Below are 17562 nucleotides of genomic sequence, written 5' to 3'. Positions count from 1 at the left end.
AGGCTGTTTCACCATTTAGGCCCTTTCATCTCGCGACTTCCGGACACCTGCAGTTTCGGACAGGCGGCTCCCGATCCACAAACACCTTACTCTGTACATCAAAGCTGCTTGCTTTCAGGAGCCTTGCGTTTCCGTCAGGCTAGCCCAACGGAATTCTTTTATCGGCCCCTTCCCGCAACATGCGGGAAAAGGCCAAAAATTCTATTTGCGGCGACATCAGGCTCCCGCAACGGAAGCCACATCCACCTTCACACCCGGCCCCATGGTGGAGCTGACAGAGATACGTTTCATATACGCTCCCTTGGCTCCGGCCGGCTTGGCTTTCAACAAAGCATCAATCAGGGTTTTCGCGTTTTCCACAAGGGCCTCTTCGCTGAAACTGACCTTACCGACGCCGGCATGGACAATCCCGGCTTTTTCCACACGAAACTCAACCTGACCGCCTTTGGCCGCCTTGACGGCGCCGGCCACATCCTGGGTTACAGTCCCCAGTTTCGGGTTCGGCATCAGCCCCCGCGGGCCCAGCACTTTCCCCAAACGACCAACAATCGCCATCATATCCGGAGTCGCAATGCAGCGGTCAAAGTTGATCTCGCCTTTCTGCACAGCCTCCATCAGGTCTTCGGCGCCTACAATATCGGCCCCTGCCGCCTTGGCTTCCTCGGCTTTATCGCCACGGGCAAACACCGCCACCCGCACGGTCTTCCCGGTGCCATTGGGCAGAGAAACAACGCCGCGCACCATCTGATCGGCATGACGCGGATCAACGCCCAGCGCAACGGCCATCTCTACGGTTTCGTCAAATTTCGCAGAAGCCCTTTCCTTGATCGTCTTGATCGCTTCTTCAATGGGCAGCATCGCGTTCGGGTTCAGGCCCTCGCGCATCGCTTTCACACGTTTACTGACACGAGCCATGGTCTTACCCCTCCACTTTCAGGCCCATTGAACGGGCAGAGCCTTTGATGATTTCCATCGCCGCCTCAAGAGAGTTGGCATTCAGGTCCTTCATCTTCATTTCGGCAATCTCACGAATCTTGTCGGCGGAGATGGTCGCAATCGTCTCGCGCCCCGGGGTTTTGCTGCCGCTCTTCAAATTCACCGCCTTCTTAAGCAAGAAAGATGCCGGCGGAGATTTCGTGACAAAAGTAAAGCTTTTATCCGCATACACAGTGATAATGGTCGGAATGGGCATATTCTTTTCCATATCCTGCGTGGCGGCATTAAACGCCTTACAGAATTCCATGATATTCACGCCGCGCTGACCCAGAGCCGGACCAATTGGCGGCGACGGATTTGCAGCCCCCGCGGGGACCTGCAACTTGATATATCCATCAATTTTCTTTGCCATTTTCTTCCCTTTGACAAATCAATAAAACCTGACCCCAGAGGGCCGCCGAAAGGGGGCGTGGTGCAGTCATGGCGGACCTCCCACACCATCTGGGAACCTTTAGGTAAAAACCCGCCCCGGCTCCCAAGGGCTGAGTCTCACGCCATCAACGGCGCGACTCGTGAAAGGCAGGCTTATAGCAGCCCTTTGATCAAAACGCCAGCCCTTTTCACAGAACTTGCGCGGCGTGACTCCCACCTTCCGCGTTAAGCTTTTTCCACCTGGCTGAATTCCAACTCCACCGGCGTAGCCCGTCCAAAAATGGACACGGAAACCTTAAGCCGGGAACGCTCGCCATCCACCTCTTCCACAATACCGGTAAAGGAGGTAAATGGTCCGTCGGTCACCTTAACCTCTTCGCCAACCTCATAGGAGACTTTGGCGCGAGGCCGTTCGACCCCTTCAACAACCTGATGCAGAATCCGCTCGGCCTCTTTATCCGTAATCGGCGTCGGTTTGCCGCCAGCCCCCAGAAAACCGGAAACTTTCGGCGTGTTTTTCACCAGGTGATAGGTCTGGTCATTCATGATCATCTTGGCCAACACATAGCCAGGAAAGAATTTACGCTCGGAGGTCACTTTCTGGCCGCGCTTGACCTCCACCACTTCCTCCGTGGGCACAATCACTTCTTCAACAAGGGATTCCAAGCCGTGCTGAGCCGCCTGATCCTTGATGCTCTGCGCCACCTTTTTCTCGAAACCGGAATATGCCTGAATGATATACCACCGTGCACGTGACGCCATGATCAACCTCCAAGCCCCAGGATAAGCGAAACGATATAAGACAGCCCCTGGTCAACAAGCAGGAAAAAAAGAGCCATAAATGCCGCCATGATAAACACCATAACCGTGGTCACCATGGTTTCCTTGCGGGTCGGCCAGGTTACCTTGGACACTTCCTGCCGGACTTGCCGGACAAATTCTGCAGGGCTGGTTTTTGCCATTTTTTCAATAATCCGTTTGTTTGGGTATACCCCCTTCGTCAAATCCCGAAAATCCAGGCGACACATCACCACAAAGCCGGGATTGGACATCACGAAATGGCAGGAGTGGAGGGACTCGAACCCCCGGCACCCGGTTTTGGAGACCGGTGCTCTACCAACTGAGCTACACTCCTCCAGTTCGTGGGCACGTTATAAAGCGGCATCATCTCAAGTTCAACGCGAAAATGATGCCACTTTCAAAAAAATTCTCCGACCCCTTGGCCGGAACGCAAGCGGGGCGGAAAATTCCGCCCCGTGCTTTTATCGGCGTTACCGAAATTATTCGATAATTTTGGAGACGACGCCGGCGCCGACGGTGCGGCCGCCTTCGCGGATGGCGAAACGCAGACCTTCATCCATGGCGATCGGGGCAATCAGCTCCACATCAATGGTCACATTATCGCCCGGCATCACCATCTCGGTGCCTTCCTGCAGGCTCACCACCCCGGTCACATCCGTGGTCCGGAAATAAAACTGCGGACGATAATTGCTAAAGAACGGCGTATGACGACCGCCCTCTTCCTTGGTCAGAATATAGGCCTCAGCGGTAAACTTGGTGTGCGGCGTAATCGTGCCCACATGCGCCAGAACCTGACCGCGCTCCACCTCATCACGGCCAATCCCGCGCAACAGAGCCCCGATATTGTCCCCAGCTTCCCCGCTGTCCAGAAGCTTGCGGAACATCTCAACACCCGTCACCGTCGTCTTCTGGGTCTCGCGAATGCCCACAATCTCAACTTCTTCACCAACCTTGATCACCCCACGCTCCACGCGGCCCGTCACCACAGTCCCGCGACCGGAAATGGAGAACACATCTTCAATCGGCATCAGGAACGGCTGATCCTTCGGACGCTCCGGCTGCGGAATATACTCGTCAACCGCCTTCATCAGCTCAAGGATCTTCTCCTTGCCAATCGCGTCATCACGACCCTCAAGAGCCGCCAGCGCTGACCCCGCAATGATCGGAATATCATCCCCCGGGAAATCATATTCGCTCAACAGCTCCCGAACCTCCATCTCCACAAGCTCCAGAAGCTCCTCGTCGTCAACCTGATCAACCTTGTTCAGGAAAACAACCAACGCCGGAACCCCAACCTGGCGCGCCAAAAGAATGTGCTCGCGGGTCTGCGGCATCGGACCGTCCGCCGCATTCACAACCAATATCGCACCATCCATCTGCGCCGCACCCGTGATCATGTTCTTCACATAGTCCGCGTGACCAGGGCAGTCCACATGCGCATAGTGCCGCTTCTCCGTCTCATACTCAACATGAGCCGTCGAAATCGTGATCCCGCGCTCGCGCTCCTCTGGCGCCTTGTCAATGTTCGCGTAATCCGTAAATTCCGCGCCGCCCTGCTCGGCCAAAACCTTCGTAATCGCCGCCGTCAGCGTCGTCTTCCCATGGTCAACATGGCCGATTGTCCCAATGTTACAATGCGGCTTCGTACGTTCAAACTTCTCTTTTGCCATCTTCGTTACCACCTAAATCTAGCGCCCCGCCGTCACGGCGAAGCCATTTCAATTCAAGTCAGTAAATGGGCGATATGCCGCATTCACCACATCAAGACACTGCGTACAGTGATGCTCACCTCTTCTTATCCTATCCCCGCAGATAAGAAAATTGGAGCGGGTGATGGGAATCGAACCCACGTAACCAGCTTGGAAGGCTGGGGCTTTACCATTAAGCTACACCCGCTCAAGATTTCTGCCACCCGCCCCCCTTCTTCAACTCTTACACAAAACAGGGGAATGGTGGAGGGGGCAGGATTCGAACCTGCGTAGGGAAACCCGGCGGATTTACAGTCCGCTGCTTTTGACCGCTCAGCCACCCCTCCATGGGTGGATTAGCTTCCCATAAATGGGCAGCTGTGAAGCCGCAATATGGACATTTCTCACGCGATGTCAACGGTATTTTGCAAGATTTTTGAATAAAAAATGCCTTGCCCCCGCTTTTCGCGTTATTTTATCAAAAACTGATGATTTATCAAAGTTATTGCCTCGCTCATCATCCTGTCTTATAGCTAGGAAATGAAAAGAAAAAACAAAGCCACACCGTCCGCAAAGAAGGCGCCGCACGCCACCGGCCGAAAGGGGTCGGCAACACCGGGACCAAGAACCGCAAAACGCAACTCCGCCCAAGCTGGCACTGCCCTGCATCCCGGTCAGAATACCGTCCCCGACCGGGCCGGCGGACTGTGGCTGTATGGTCGGCATGCCACCTTTGCCGCCCTTAACAATCCGGAACGGCAAAAAAAACGCCTGCTGATCAGCCGCACGCAATCCACCCTGTATATGGATCAGCTGGCGGAGCTGCCGAATCTGCCGGAGAATTTGTCTCTGGAGATTGTGGATCCTGATGAGCTGGGACGCGTGGTCCCGCCGGACAGCCCCCATCAGGGCATTGCGCTCAATTGCGCCCCCCTGCCCCGGCGCCATCTGGAAGACAGCTGTGCCCCCCTCGCCGCTGAGCAGAATCTGGTTCTGGTCCTGGATCAGGTGACAGATCCGCATAATGTGGGCGCCATTATCCGCTCCGCCGCCGCGTTCGGCGCAAGGGCCCTTATCACCCCCGACCGCCATGCCCCCCCGGAATCCGGCGCGCTGGCCAAAGCGGCCTCGGGGGGCCTGGAACTTGTTCCCTGGGTCCGGGTCACCAATCTCGCCCGGGCATTGGAGCAGCTGGCGGACATGGGCTACTGGCGGCTGGGCCTGGACGGAAGCGCGAAACTTTTGGCGGAGGCTGCCGATTTCGGAACCACGATTGCGCTTGTCCTCGGGGCCGAAGGTCGGGGGTTGCGCAAAGGCACGCGGGACCATTGCGATGCCTTGATCAAACTGCCGATCAATCCGCGGGTTGACAGCCTGAACGTCTCCAACGCCGCCGCCATCGCGCTCTATGAATTTTCCCGTCGCTCCCGGTAGGGAAACGTCAACAAACCTCAAGATGCCTCAAGATGCCTCAAGAAACCTCCGGGGGATAAGGCGCTCAGGGGCTCTGAGACCGCACTTTAGTGAAAATACGCTTGCGCTGATTTTTGGACTTGATTTTACCGCCAAGGCGCACTAGGTTGCGCCTAATTCCGCCTATGGAGGCCCCTATAGCTCAGTTGGTAGAGCAACTGATTTGTAATCAGTAGGTCCGCGGTTCGAGTCCGTGTGGGGGCACCATACTTCTCAATAAGTTAGCACATATCAGCCAATCCCCTTTTCTTCCGGGGTAACATTTGGGGTAGCAAAATCAGCCTTTTTGTTGCAAAGGTGGGAAATCTTTTTTATTGCAGTTGAAATCTTTTTTGTTGCAGTTAATGAAAAGCGAACCCCACCGCGCGGTTCCCGAATATTGCGCCCCAGAGATTTGATCCCCCCTCCCTGTGAGAATTTTAAACCCCAGTGAGGTGAATCGAAAATTCGCCTCATAATTCGACGCCGGTTTTGAGGCAGAATCGTTTGACAGAAGCAAGTATCTGGTCAGCAGATTATGTCCACGTGTAGGGCTCCGGGTTGTTGTTATGATGCGCGACAAAATTCATGATATCAGTCTCCAGTTCCTTCACTGAAGAATGAACGCCTCGCTTGAGTTGTTTGCGTGTCAGTTCAGCGAACCAGCTTCGATCTAATTGATCCAGCTTGTACTTGTCTTAGAAGAGTGGACAGGACCTCCAAAAGAATTATTGATATTTTATGGAGGAAATTATGATCCGAAAAATACATTCAGAAAACTTCAAGAGTGAGGCTGTCAAGCTATCGCTGACCGATGGTCAGTTCGATGCGCTTGTATCTTTCACCTTCAACTTGGGCGCCGGGGCGCTGCAGCGTTCAACTCTGCAGCGGAAGGTAAATCGGAATGAGCATGACGAGGTGCCAACGGAGTTCATGCGATGGGTGTGGGCGGGAGACCGGAAACTTTCCAGTCTCATCAAACGTCGTGCTGCAGAATTCATCCTCTACTCAGGTGGATCCCACGAAACTTCATAGATCTGTGCACCTGCAAGCTGATTCCAGTTACCGGGTCAGCTGCCAGGTCTTGTTTGCCCCGCGCCAGTATGGCCCACCAGATCCATTAACTTCGCATAGTTATCCACGACGTCATATTTAACAGGATTGTCAGTAACGTCCTTGCTGATTTTCTCGAAAAATCTTCGTGCACAGTCGATTTTTTTCTCCTCGATGCCTCGCAATTTCATGGAAGACATGGTTCCTTTGGTTTCTGCGACAAAATAAATATGCCGCACTCGACCTTCTTCAAACGAAATGGCCCAGTCCGGGTTGTAATCCCCAACAGGCGTTGGTATTAGGAAGCCACGCGGCAATTTGGCATAAACAACAATCTCGGCTCCTGTATCCATTTCCGAAACAAACTTGCGTTCAACTTCGGAATCCACGATCGCGTAGTCGTATACGTGCTTCTTTAGTTTCTTTGTGGCACGTGAGAAGTCTTGTCCAGTCTGGTTGGCCGTGAAGATATCGACATCGTACCGCTCATTCAGCTCATCGTAGGCCAGACGCTCGATCACCATAGCGGCCTTCTGCTCGGTAATGATACGCGAAGCCTCGGCGATAAAATGCTCAGGATTCTTATTGAATTGGCCAAAAACAACAGGCTGAATTTTACCAAGAATTTCCGCCACTGTTTTGCGAGTTAGTCTAGAATTTTCAGCAACCTTGCCTACAAGATCGTATTTCACGCGCGAGTGAATGGAGTCACCATATTCTGTTTTCGTCTCCTGAACCTCAAATCCTCCGCCCTGGCGTAGCTGCTCGTCGGTCAGTCCATCCTGCTGGATACCTGCCTGCACCGTATATTGGAGTGGTGTGACGCACAGTTCTTTGTTTAGTGCATTCACGCATATCTGGATCAGTTCCGTTGAGTCGAACTCAACCCTATAGACCGCTTTGCGATTGAGCCGCGCCCAGAGCGCCTGAAACTCCTTCTTCTCAAAGTTCGCATTCAGGGGATTGGTCTTAGGCTTGCGGCCGTCATCGACCTTGGGCAGTTGCGCGTCGCTGAAGACGCTGTCGATGAGCTGGAACACCTGCTCGGCGTGCGGCTTCAGTTCCTCGGGCAAGTCGGCTAGTTTTCCCGCCGCCTTGGCCTCGTGGTAGGCGTCTGCGATCTGGTCCGCATCGTCGGTGTAGTCATTCTTCACCAGATAGCGGTAGATCTGCTTGGCCATGGCGGCAGTCACCTCAACCGGGCCATGCTCAGTCGCGAGTGTCTTGCCCGTGAAGTAGTCCTCTGTTGCCTGCCGCGGACGCGACGAAAGGGTTTCCGCGATCTCCTTCTGGAGTCCGGCGACGAAGTCCTTGTAGCTCTCGCTCGCCACGACAGTCAGCACATTGATGTCGTGCACCACCGCCGGGTGGTCCATCCTGTCCCCGTGCTGATCGACGCTCAGCCGCAGGCCGCGTCCCACCTCCTGGCGGCGGGAGATGGTGTTGTCACTGTGCTTCAGCATGCACATGACGAAGACGTTCGGGTTGTCCCACCCTTCGCGCAGTGCCGAGTGGGAGAAGATGAAGCGCGTCGGCTCTGCAAACGACAGCAGGCGCTCCTTGTCCTTCAGGATCAGATCGTAGGCATCCACGTCGTCGGAATCGACCGAGCGGGCACCAACGGCCGGATCCTTGAGGCGCTTCGTCTTCTTGTCGATCGAGAAATAGCCATTGTGGGTCTTGGCTGGGTCGAGGCCCTCAAGATATTTCCGGTACGCCTCATTGTCGATTGCAAGCTCCGACAGGTACTCGTCTCTTAACAACGTGTACTCTTCCTCGAAGATCCGGGCATACTCTCCTTTCTCGTCGGCCTGATTGTAGTCCCGGTATTTCACCACCTCGTCGATGAAAAACAGCGACAAGACCTTGATGCCCTGTGCGAACAGCTGCTTTTCCGTGTCCAGATGGGCCTTGATCGTCTCGCGGATCTGGATGCGGCGGATGTCGCGTTCAGAGACGTCGCCGTTTGCCTCACCAGCCCTCAGCATTTCCCCGTTGGTGAATTCGACCGTGTCGTTGACGGCGTCGATCTGGCTGATCGTGAAGCCGCGATACTGATCCAACTCGCCCGACTCCACGAACAGGTCGTCGCGGAATTCGAGCCTCCGAAGCTGGCGCTTGATCTCGCCCGACTTCAGCTTCACCTCCATCTCGATCCGCGCCACGGGGGCCCTTTTCGAGATGTCGATACCTTCCAGGTAAAGGTAAGCATTCGTACCCGCCAGCCCGCGGGTCTGGATGCCCCGCACGGCGATCTTCTTCACCAGTTTCTGGTTGTAGGCGTCCAGCGCATCCAGCCGATGAACGCGGTTGTGCTGGGTGCGGTGGGTCGCCGAATAGCGCAGGATGAACAGCGGCTTGAACTTCGGCAGAGCCTCCAACGTTGCCTGACCTTCCATCTTCTGAGGTTCGTCCAGAATCAGGATCGGGCGGTTCGCGGCGATCACATCGATGGGCCGACGCGACTGGAAGTCATCCAGCTCTTCATAGATCCGTCGGTTGTCCTTGCCGCGCGCGTTGAACGCCTGGATGTTCATGATCATCACGTTGATCCCGGCGTCCGAGGAAAAGCTTTCCACCTCGTGCAGGCGCTTGGAATTGTAGATGAAAAACCGCGCGCGTCTGCCATAGGTCTCGGTGAAATGGTCGGCCGTGACCTGGAACGATTTGAAGACCCCCTCGCGGATGGCGATGGATGGCACGATCACGATGAATTTCGACCAGCCATAGCGTTTGTTCATCTCGAAGATGGTCTTGATGTAGCAATAGGTCTTGCCCGTGCCGGTCTCCATCTCGACGTCGAGATGAATGCGGCTCGCGGCCATGGCCTGTTTCTTGTAGGCGGCCTTGACGGGGACGCGGGCGCCCTTGTTGTCGAAGGTCGTGAAGTCTGTCAACGACTGCGAGACGGGCAGGTTCTGGCGCTGCTGCACCTTCTGGATGTTCTCCAGGATCTGCACGTCGCTCAGGGCGAGGTCGGCGTTCTTGAAGCCTTCCTCGAAGGCTTGCGCCGATCCTTTATAGCCCATTGCATCTGGCTTTACGTTTCCGGGATCTATACGGTAACTCAGACCGTCCAGCTTGGGCTGGCCTTCGAAGCAATCGACAACCGATTCCACCGCAGCGGTCTGATAGGGCTGGACCTTGAACTTGAGTTTCATGTCCGGCCTCAGATCGCTTTGACTTCGGTGGTGGGCGAGAGCTGGCGGAAGATCTGTTCGACGTTGATCTTCACCGCGTCCGAGACGAAGCCGTTGTCGCGGAAGACAACGCGCAGGGGCTCGTGGCTTGCCAGCTCCTTCACCAGATCCTCGGTGATCCCGCGGTCGAAGCAGGCGACGAGGGCGTTGTCGTCGACGAAGAACACGGTCTTGCCCTGCACCGTTTCGCGGCGGATGGGCAGCGTCAGGTCCACGCCCCAATCGACCAGCACCTGGAACAGCAGGTCTTCCGCCGTGCGGTCTTCCTTCACGTTGTCCACCATGTCGAGCAGGTCGGACTGCTTCAGCTCGTCCGGGCGGTAGTAGACGTCCTTCATGTTCGAAGTATCGACCTTGAGCACCCGGAAGCCGACATCGCGGTTCCAGTCGGGGTGGCATTGGCTTTCTAGGATCTTCTCACCCGCGCGGCGGATGCGTTCTTTTGTAATTTCCACGACAGTCGCAAATCCTGCTTTTCGCGCCTCCGATCCCTCCGGCGTTGGTTCCGCAATTTGAACCATAACGAACCTGCGATTGCCGCCGTCTTCTGCGTTCTGAGCAAGAACGGCGTGCGCTGTCGTTCCTGAACCCGCGAAGAAATCCAGTACGATAGAGTCCTGCCGAGTGGCCATTCGAATTAGCTCTCGAAGAGTGTCGACGGACTTAGGGGACTGAAAGATCTTTTCACGAGTTTCAAACAACGCGTTGAACGCGGCTTGACCTTTTTCGGTATGGTACATCTTATCAGTCCAAATTGATTTGACTTGCTTTGTAGCTTCTCCATCGTCACCCGTCGCATAGTTCTTGCGGAAAATCTTCCACGTGCCTTTAACCTCTCTCGCGACGATCTCATCTAATTGGGCGCGAGCCTTCTCTAATCCCCAGGTCCAGCACCCTTCGAAGCCATCTTCCCAATCCGGATAGACAGGTTTTCGACCGTCGCCGGGCTCCAGCGCGACTTCGCCCTTAGCGCTTACAAAAAACGGGTAATATAGGTTCTGACGATTGTGTTTTCCAAACTCTCTATGCGTGTTGCGCAGCTCAAGCTCACGGTAGCGTCCGCGCTTGTCCTTTAGCTTGTAGTTTGCAGCTATCTCATCGTCACTTTTGGGAACATTTACAGCCCCCTTCGAAAGTTGCTGCTTTGAATACCCTACCAAATATTCGTGGCAATTGGCGACATATTTATCTTGCGACCTGCCTTTTGGGTTGCACAAAAGAGTTATCTGGAAAAGTAAATTATCTTCTCCGAACACTTCATCGAACACCTTTCGAAGATTCGATATCTCGTTCTCGTCAATTGATGCAACAATAATTCCGTCTTCAGCCAAGAGGTTGCGCGCAATACGAACTCGTGGGTAGATCATATCAAGCCAATCAGAGTGAAACCGGCCGCTGCTGTCTGTATTTGCGACGAGTCGTTCTCCCGACCCCGCGACCTGATTCGATTTTATGAGAAAGTCTTGGGCGCTTGCGCCAAAATCGTCCTCGTAAACAAAATCGTTACCAGTGTTGTACGGTGGGTCAATGTATATGAATTTTATCGCACCCAGATATGTTTCCTGCACCAGTTTCAATGCTTCGAGGTTATCGCCTTCGATGACTAGATTTTGCGTTGATTGGAATTCGACGCTCTCTTGAGGAGAGGGTCGCAGCGTCTTGGCGATGGGCGCATTGGCCAGCGCCAGCGCTTGCCGCTTGCCCGGCCAGTCCAGCCGATACCGCTCCTGCGGCCCTTCCACGATGTGGTCGCTCAGCTCCTGCCGAAGCTGATCGAAGTCCACTGCCAGACGCAGCTTGCCCGTCTTCTCGTCCCGCGCCTCGGTCACGCAGCCGGGGAACAGCTCGCGGATCTTGGCGATGTTGTCCTGGCTCAGGTCGGGGCTGTGCATTTTCAGTTTATCCATGGACATCCTCTTAGCGATTTAAATCGATGTTGACCAGCCCATTATGGATGAGCCGCTCCAGTTCCTGCTTGGCTGCGCGCAGCTCGGCATTGATGGTCACGCGCTTGTTGAATTGTTTCTCGCGCTTAAGCCGCGCCTTGATCCGCTCGACCTCGCGCGTCTGGCGTTCGATCGCCTCGGCCTGCGCGATGCGCTTTTCCAGCGACATGGGCCTTTCCGGCTCAGCAGCGGTGAAGGGCGCTTGAAGTGCCTCACCCATACCGGCGACCCGCCGCGCCGTCTGCCCCGCCACCAGCGGCTCGAGCAATCGCTCATACAACGCGCCCAGGTTCAGCGCCACCGGAAGCGGGGTGCGCAGCGCATCTTCGGGCAACCAATCGCTTTCGAAATAGTCCCCCACCACCCAACGGGTGCTGTCAGCCTCGCCCCGATTATTCAAAGACGGCCGTTTGTAAGCCGCAGCCATTTGAATGTTCCCGCCATGGGCAATCTCAAAGATCAGTGGGAAAGGAATGGCCTTGTCGATGGCACGCAGCACCTTTTCATCCAGTGTTGCGGTGCGCGCGGTGATACAGAAGACCTGAATTTCTGCAACCTGCTTCGTGGCGGTCAGATTAATCGTCTCGGGCGCCAGCTTATGCGACCAGACAATCTGGTCCACCTCGCGCACGAAGAGGTCCTTCAACGCTGTGTTGGCGCTGGCATGTTCGTAGATCTTGCTCTTGGGGATCACGCGCCCGAAGGCAGAAGCGCGGGGCCAGTCGTAGAGAATCTCAGAGGCGGTCATGGCCCGCCCCCTTCGATGACCAGAAAGGCGATCAGTTCAAAATCGTCCAGCCCCTTGATGGTGTGGCTCAGCGCCGTAGTGCGCCCGCCGCTGAACAGGCTGTCGATGTCCTTCTCTTCTTTGACCTCAATCATAGAGCGGATCGCACTGGAGAGCAGGTCGGAATAGCGGTCCATCCTGCGTCCGTTATCGGTTCGTTCATTAAAGATGCGGCAAAGATCGTGCAGTGGTTCCGTCCGCCCCTTGCAACTGGTGCGGATCAAATCGAGCAGACGCTTGACCTCGGTGTGGTCGGCGATGATCTGGCCGTCGTCGCCGATATAAACCAGGTAGAACGGATGCAAGCGGTTCTGCTGGTTGACGTTCACGCTGTCGTGGATGTTTTTCAGCGCGAAGATGACGCCAGGGTGTAGGCCTAGCTCCGGCTGCGCGGGGACGACCGCATGCATGCCGGGTGGGAGGTTGTCGAGTTCGCCGTGCACCTTAATGTAATTGAGCAGATCCATCCGGAAGTCGTTCAGCCCAAGGTCGGTGATGGATATACCGGCCTTCACATCCTCAAGCTCGATGACTTCTTCCTGCAGGCGCTTAAGCTGCTCTTTACGGTAGGCAATATCAGTCGATTTGGCGGTGAGAACATTGTCGTCACCGGTGGCGGTGATGTCGGTGATCACCATCCGGTTTTCAACTCGTTCCTTGAGGTTGATGTATTCGTCGAGCGTGATGTCCGGCCAATAGTTGACCAGCTGGATCTGGCTGTTGGGGGAACCGATCCGATCGATACGCCCAAAGCGCTGAATAATGCGTACCGGGTTCCAGTGGATATCGTAATTAACCAAGAAATCACAGTCCTGAAGGTTCTGGCCTTCCGAAATACAATCTGTACCGATCAAGATATCCAGTTCATTGGATTCCTCCGGCAGGACGATGGCCTTTTCCTTCGAGCGTGGGGAGAACAGTGTTAACACGCTCTGGAAGTCATAGACCTTCCTGAGTGTGGTCTTGGGCGCATCTGATCCAGTGACCTTTCCGACATGCAGCCCGAGCTGCAGCGCGAAGGGTGCGATGTTGTCATACAGGTAGTTGGCGGTGTCGGCGAAGGCCGTGAAGATCAGAACCTTGCGGTTTCCCGGATTCAGTGGCTCATCAACCTTGCGCTGGATAAGATCGAGCAGGTGCTGGAGCTTGGCGTCGTCCTCCGGTTTGACTTTCTCCATCGAGGTGATCAGGTCCTCGATAAGGGCGAGGTCTGCCGACAGGTCGTGCTTCCAGGACGGCAAGTCCATATCGGCGAGGCTGATCTGCACTTTCTTGCCGACCGTGAACTCGTCGAGGCCGGTAAGGTCCTCGTCTTCCGGGTCGAAGTCGCTTACTTCCGCAAGGTAGTCACCGACGCTCTCATTGCGCCCAGTTTTCTCGAATTCGTCGATGGCGTCGAGCGTGTGCGAGATGTTGGCGCCGAGAGACCGAAGTGTGATGCGGAACGCCGCGACCGAGCTTTCCAGGCGCTTGAGCAGGTTGGTCGTCATCAGCGCCTGCAGGCTGCGCTCCCGATCCGCCTGCCTGAGCTTGCCGCGGCCACCCTCGACCTGTGTGTCGTAGAGCTCCTCATACTTCCGCAGACGGCTGGGCAGGATGTAGCTGATCGGGGCGTAGACCGCGAGCTTCAGCACCGAAAGCTGCGCGAAGATGTCGTTGAGCCCCATTACGTCGAACCGCTCGGTGAGCGGGCAATGGAATGAAAGCGGCTTGCGCCGCTGGGGGAATTTGCCGATGTCCTTGGTATCGTAAAACGTCTCGATATGCTTTCGCGACCGAGCGATGGTCACGGCGTCAAGAAGTTCAAAGAAATCGAAGTCGAGCGCCTTCAGGATTGACGCTGCAGTTCTTTCCTCTGGAGGCAAGGAAGACCATTCATTGAAGGCTTTCTGGGCCCGGCGGAAAATCTCTTCGATGCTGGTTTGTGTCTTCAGATTTTCGCTGAGCGCTTCGGACTGCCCCTCGTAGGCAAGCGCCAGCTGGTTACGAAGGTCGGAGAACCTGTTGTTCACCGGTGTTGCGGATAGCATCAGCACTTTGGTCTTCACGCCGGCGCGGATGACCTTGTTCATCAGCTTTTGGTAGCGCGTCTCGCGATCTTTGTAGACATCGTTGTTGCGGAAGTTGTGTGACTCGTCGATCACGACGAGATCATAGTTGCCCCAGTTCACGCGATTAAGTGGGATACCGAAGGACTCGCCGGAGGTTCGGGACAGATCCGTGTGGCAGAGGACGTCATAGTTGAACCTGTCCTTTGCGAAAATGTTGGTCGTCAGGTTTGTGTTGTAGTTTCGCCAGTTATCTGCAAGTTTCTTGGGGCATAGAACAAGAACGGAACGGTTTCGCAATTCGTAATATTTGATCACAGCCAGGGCGGTGAATGTCTTGCCAAGGCCAACTGAGTCTGCAAGGATACAACCGTTATAGGCCTCAAGTTTATTGATGATGCCGGTTGCCGCATCCTTTTGATAATTGAATAGCTTATTCCAGACAACACTGTCCTGATAACCGGTCAGGTCGTTTGGCAAAACGTCTTCATCAACTTCATCCAGAAAGTCGCGAAAGATGTTGTAAAGCATCATGAAATAGATGCGCTCAGGCGAATTTTCTTGATAGACGGACTCGATGTACTCGCAAATAGCAGCGGTGACGTCCTTCACCTTGTCCGGGTCCGACCAAATCTGATCGAATAGCTGAAGATACATCTTGGCATGCACCGGATCATCGAAGCGTGTTACGAAGTTGGAGACCGCATCACCCTTCTGGTAGCCAAGATCCACGGCTGTAAAACCGCTGATTGGCATGTAGGCCGCTTCGCCTTTAGGTCCGGCTACGTGCACAAATTGCTGCATCGGGGCCTTGGTCGTGTTGGATCGGAAACTGGCCTTCTTGCGGACCCAGTCGGCGCACTCGCGGGCGACGGCGCGTTGAGTGAGCTTGTTGCGCAACTGGATCTCGAATTCCGTGCCATAGAGACCGCTTTCCCGCTGCGCCTTGGGAATAAAGAACTCCCGACGTTCCTTCTGAAGGCGGTCGGTCACCTCGGTCGGCACAAAGGTTGGAGCAGTGAAGATAAACTGCAGGCTATCGATCTTCGAGAGCTCGGACTTCAGAGCTTCGAAAGCGTAAATCGAGAAGCAAGACGCGGCGACCTTGAGTCTGCTCCCGGGCTTTAGTGTTTGTTTTAAGTCATCACCCAATAAGGCATTGATATTGTCTAAAACCTGCATGTCTTCCCTGCCTAAGCCATGTACTCATAACCTGGTGCAATGACCAAGTTCTCAACGCCATAGAGCGTTTGCTGGTTCTTCAGCCATAAGTGATACTCGGCACCTGTGAGGGCGTGATTCTCCGAGCAGTCGACGTTCCAGCGCCACAGCACGTAGCCCGCCACGGCCGCTCGCACATTCACCTTCAGCATGCCGTCCTGCATGCCGTATTCGTATTCGACCGTTTCCGGGTATTGCAGCCGCGGATGCGGCACCAGGTGCATCTCGACGATGCGATTCCACTGAATATCCGCTTCTTTGGTTTCGTTGGCCGGTATGGTGGATTCGTTCAACAGTCTAGGCTTGGCGATGCGGTTGATGACAAAGTCGGTGAAACGCTCGCGCTTGCGGTCATAGGCGCGGACGTGCCAGCGCAGGCCGTTATCCACCAGGGCAAAGGGCACAATTTCGCGGAAAGTCGCTCCGCTGGACAGGGAGCGGTATTGGATCTGCAGCACTCGCTTCTGGTAGATGGCCTGGCTGACCTTAGCGAGAATGGCCATCTGGGGGGCGTTGAGCTGGATCGGTGTCTCTGCACTGATCAGCGGCCGGTGCGTACCCACGTAGTCGTCGCCCAGCCCTTGGCAAAGTGCAGTGAGAGCCTGGCTTTGCGAATAGTCGAATATCGGTTTGAAGTGATCGGACTGGATGTAAGTCTTGGCTTTGGTGTCGTAATCCAGGTTCTTGGGCGCCAGCTCCTTATAGAGGGAAAGGTCCCGGGTAGCCGCCGCGGCCTTGATGCCAAACCGCGATGTGAGGTCATTGCGATTAACTGCGCCGAGGAACCTCAACTTAAAGTCGATATGGAACAATCGTTCCTGTTGTGCCTGGCTAATGTCTTCTAGCTGCGTTTTTGCCATGAACGAATTGGGGACACCTCTCGCATTTTAGTGCGCAATTTCGCTATGTAGCATATGTTGCATACCATATCGATGTCAATAATAGCCATTGTTATCATCAAATTGATGATAATTGGTGTCGGTTCGATCTGAACCGCTAGCCATACTTCTTGCTGCAGATTTTACCCGGTACTCTGGTGAAGGTCTCTACCTACCAGATACCATACGCAGCGCTTGCCCCAATGGCATTCTATTTGGCCGGAGGCGAAGCTCGCCGTTGATAAGGCAATGTTCCAGTTTACCACCGTTGCATTGAAAGGCTGGCGGGATCTCAAAGATCGGTAGCCCCTTCTGTATTTCCGTAGTGATTGGTTTCCGATCAGGCTCTACCAGCTCAGCTGACAGCGTGGTTGTTTGTGGCATGCTAGCTGGCTTGGTTGGTGATTTCGCCGGCTTTGTGTGGTGGACCCGGGATTTGATTGTATTAGCAAGGTGCAGAACTTTGTACTTTAGGATGTCTTCCATCCAGTAGGGCGCCCGGCCTCCGGTCTTCACAAACTTCTGTCCGCAGCCGATGAAGCGCTAACGGACATAGTGGGTTCAGTGCCAAAACCAGTAACCAGAAGGTCAACGGTATCGCTTAACTTAAAAAGTAACTGGCCACGCACAGCCCAAGTGTCATCATTGCCAAGATCGGATCCAGCTCCTGCCGGTTGTGGTAGACCGTTATCCAAACCGGGCTCAAGATCTGCTGGCACATAAGTTTGCTCCGGACAACCATTTTTCAGGTAACCGTCATGACGATTATACATTGCGGACAGCCGCCCCAAAATATTTTCACTCAGCGGGCCGCCAACCGCCCCTTCGAGCCTAACCTGATCATAAGCTCCATAAGTAACGTCCACATAACCTTCCATTTCTTAGGCTCTAGGCATTTATATTGATTGAGAAATTTTTTATCTGGAGATGGAATGATTATATGGACACAGATAAGGAAAAATCTTGATAATCCGCGCAACCTTTTTTGATCGATAACGCAATTAAGAAGCAAAGGTGACCTGAGCCCTTTAACTTCCTCCATTTAAAAAGTAGAATTCATCACATAAGGAAAGGACATATGAAGAAGGTCAATTGACTGTAAACAGAATTGGCGAGACTA

Annotated in this window: 13 protein-coding genes, 4 tRNA genes and 1 pseudogene; 3 read left to right on the top strand and 15 right to left on the bottom strand. The window is 54.6% G+C overall.

The features are described from left to right. Nucleotides 1-216: 216 nt before the first annotated feature. The 8 genes from rplA to FE788_RS04310 form a co-directional block, all read right to left on the bottom strand. The gene (rplA, locus tag FE788_RS04345) at nucleotides 217-915 is read right to left on the bottom strand and encodes a 50S ribosomal protein L1 (RefSeq protein WP_138379490.1); all 699 of its coding nucleotides are present in this window, start codon (nucleotides 913-915) and stop codon (nucleotides 217-219) included. 4 nt (nucleotides 916-919) lie between these two features. After that, nucleotides 920-1348, bottom strand: a complete 429-nt coding sequence (rplK, locus tag FE788_RS04340) for a 50S ribosomal protein L11 (RefSeq protein WP_138379489.1) — start codon at nucleotides 1346-1348, stop codon at nucleotides 920-922. Between the two features lie 245 nt (nucleotides 1349-1593). Continuing rightward, the gene (nusG, locus tag FE788_RS04335; RefSeq protein WP_138379488.1) at nucleotides 1594-2130 is read right to left on the bottom strand and encodes a transcription termination/antitermination protein NusG; all 537 of its coding nucleotides are present in this window, start codon (nucleotides 2128-2130) and stop codon (nucleotides 1594-1596) included. 2 nt (nucleotides 2131-2132) lie between these two features. Next, nucleotides 2133-2330: a preprotein translocase subunit SecE gene (gene secE / locus FE788_RS04330; protein WP_168190262.1), complete on the bottom strand. Its 198-nt coding sequence runs from the start codon at nucleotides 2328-2330 to the stop codon at nucleotides 2133-2135. A 97-nt stretch (nucleotides 2331-2427) separates the two neighbouring features. Continuing rightward, nucleotides 2428-2503 (bottom strand) — tRNA-Trp (locus tag FE788_RS04325). Between the two features lie 145 nt (nucleotides 2504-2648). Continuing rightward, the gene (gene tuf, locus FE788_RS04320) at nucleotides 2649-3839 is read right to left on the bottom strand and encodes an elongation factor Tu (protein ID WP_138379486.1); all 1191 of its coding nucleotides are present in this window, start codon (nucleotides 3837-3839) and stop codon (nucleotides 2649-2651) included. 152 nt (nucleotides 3840-3991) lie between these two features. After that, a tRNA-Gly gene (locus FE788_RS04315) sits at nucleotides 3992-4065 on the bottom strand. Nucleotides 4066-4119: 54 nt separating this feature from the next. Then, a tRNA-Tyr gene (locus tag FE788_RS04310) sits at nucleotides 4120-4204 on the bottom strand. A 193-nt stretch (nucleotides 4205-4397) separates the two neighbouring features. Here FE788_RS04310 and rlmB point away from each other — a divergent pair. Together rlmB and FE788_RS04300 are read left to right on the top strand one after the other, a co-directional pair. Then, a complete protein-coding gene (rlmB, locus tag FE788_RS04305) occupies nucleotides 4398-5291 on the top strand; it encodes a 23S rRNA (guanosine(2251)-2'-O)-methyltransferase RlmB (protein ID WP_138379485.1) in 894 nt (297 codons plus the stop codon). 170 nt (nucleotides 5292-5461) lie between these two features. After that, nucleotides 5462-5537: transfer RNA gene (locus FE788_RS04300), tRNA-Thr, on the top strand. Nucleotides 5538-5845: 308 nt separating this feature from the next. On the opposite strand, the pseudogene FE788_RS14250 reads toward FE788_RS04300, so the two are convergent. Continuing rightward, nucleotides 5846-6021: pseudogene (locus FE788_RS14250) on the bottom strand (IS630 family transposase); the annotation flags it as partial. A 41-nt stretch (nucleotides 6022-6062) separates the two neighbouring features. Between FE788_RS14250 and FE788_RS04295 the strand changes: the two are divergent. After that, the gene (locus FE788_RS04295) at nucleotides 6063-6344 is read left to right on the top strand and encodes a lysozyme (protein ID WP_210414132.1); all 282 of its coding nucleotides are present in this window, start codon (nucleotides 6063-6065) and stop codon (nucleotides 6342-6344) included. 35 nt (nucleotides 6345-6379) lie between these two features. Here the strand turns inward: FE788_RS04295 and FE788_RS04290 are convergent, their stop codons facing one another. The 6 genes from FE788_RS04290 to FE788_RS04265 all read right to left on the bottom strand — a co-directional run bounded on the left by FE788_RS04290 (nucleotide 6380) and on the right by FE788_RS04265 (nucleotide 17320). Beyond that, on the bottom strand, nucleotides 6380-9523 hold the full coding sequence (locus tag FE788_RS04290) for a type III restriction-modification system endonuclease (protein WP_138379483.1): 3144 nt from the start codon (nucleotides 9521-9523) through the stop codon (nucleotides 6380-6382). An 8-nt stretch (nucleotides 9524-9531) separates the two neighbouring features. Continuing rightward, on the bottom strand, nucleotides 9532-11469 hold the full coding sequence (locus FE788_RS04285; RefSeq protein ID WP_138379482.1) for a site-specific DNA-methyltransferase: 1938 nt from the start codon (nucleotides 11467-11469) through the stop codon (nucleotides 9532-9534). A 10-nt stretch (nucleotides 11470-11479) separates the two neighbouring features. Then, on the bottom strand, nucleotides 11480-12256 hold the full coding sequence (locus FE788_RS04280) for a DUF4391 domain-containing protein (RefSeq protein ID WP_138379481.1): 777 nt from the start codon (nucleotides 12254-12256) through the stop codon (nucleotides 11480-11482). Then, nucleotides 12253-15525 (bottom strand): helicase-related protein, encoded by a 3273-nt coding sequence (locus FE788_RS04275; RefSeq protein ID WP_138379480.1) that lies wholly within the window; start codon nucleotides 15523-15525, stop codon nucleotides 12253-12255. The genes FE788_RS04280 and FE788_RS04275 overlap by 4 nt, the downstream gene beginning before the upstream one ends. An 11-nt stretch (nucleotides 15526-15536) precedes the next feature. After that, the gene (locus FE788_RS04270; RefSeq protein WP_138379479.1) at nucleotides 15537-16424 is read right to left on the bottom strand and encodes a helix-turn-helix transcriptional regulator; all 888 of its coding nucleotides are present in this window, start codon (nucleotides 16422-16424) and stop codon (nucleotides 15537-15539) included. Nucleotides 16425-16954: 530 nt separating this feature from the next. Beyond that, nucleotides 16955-17320, bottom strand: coding sequence for a hypothetical protein (locus tag FE788_RS04265; RefSeq protein ID WP_138379478.1), 366 nt, complete (start codon nucleotides 17318-17320; stop codon nucleotides 16955-16957). Nucleotides 17321-17562 lie beyond the last annotated feature (242 nt).

The organism is Luteithermobacter gelatinilyticus, assembly GCF_005849285.1.
Taxonomy (GTDB): domain Bacteria; phylum Pseudomonadota; class Alphaproteobacteria; order Sphingomonadales; family Emcibacteraceae; genus Luteithermobacter; species Luteithermobacter gelatinilyticus.
Note: the sequence above shows the minus strand (reverse complement) of the source record. Positions and strands in the feature narration are given on the sequence as shown.

Bases quoted from the DNA above. Each gene is read 5' to 3' on its own strand.
- FE788_RS04285 (WP_138379482.1), bottom strand. From the start codon at position 11,469: ATGGATAAACTGAAAATGCACAGCCCCGACCTGAGCCAGGACAACATC.
- FE788_RS04290 (WP_138379483.1), bottom strand. From the start codon at position 9,523: ATGAAACTCAAGTTCAAGGTCCAGCCCTATCAGACCGCTGCGGTGGAA.
- secE (WP_168190262.1), bottom strand. From the start codon at position 2,330: ATGGCAAAAACCAGCCCTGCAGAATTTGTCCGGCAAGTCCGGCAGGAA.
- FE788_RS04295 (WP_210414132.1), top strand. From the start codon at position 6,063: ATGATCCGAAAAATACATTCAGAAAACTTCAAGAGTGAGGCTGTCAAG.
- rplK (WP_138379489.1), bottom strand. From the start codon at position 1,348: ATGGCAAAGAAAATTGATGGATATATCAAGTTGCAGGTCCCCGCGGGG.
- FE788_RS04275 (WP_138379480.1), bottom strand. From the start codon at position 15,525: ATGCAGGTTTTAGACAATATCAATGCCTTATTGGGTGATGACTTAAAA.
- rplA (WP_138379490.1), bottom strand. From the start codon at position 915: ATGGCTCGTGTCAGTAAACGTGTGAAAGCGATGCGCGAGGGCCTGAAC.
- tuf (WP_138379486.1), bottom strand. From the start codon at position 3,839: ATGGCAAAAGAGAAGTTTGAACGTACGAAGCCGCATTGTAACATTGGG.
- FE788_RS04265 (WP_138379478.1), bottom strand. From the start codon at position 17,320: ATGGAAGGTTATGTGGACGTTACTTATGGAGCTTATGATCAGGTTAGG.
- FE788_RS04280 (WP_138379481.1), bottom strand. From the start codon at position 12,256: ATGACCGCCTCTGAGATTCTCTACGACTGGCCCCGCGCTTCTGCCTTC.
- FE788_RS04270 (WP_138379479.1), bottom strand. From the start codon at position 16,424: ATGGCAAAAACGCAGCTAGAAGACATTAGCCAGGCACAACAGGAACGA.
- rlmB (WP_138379485.1), top strand. From the start codon at position 4,398: ATGAAAAGAAAAAACAAAGCCACACCGTCCGCAAAGAAGGCGCCGCAC.
- nusG (WP_138379488.1), bottom strand. From the start codon at position 2,130: ATGGCGTCACGTGCACGGTGGTATATCATTCAGGCATATTCCGGTTTC.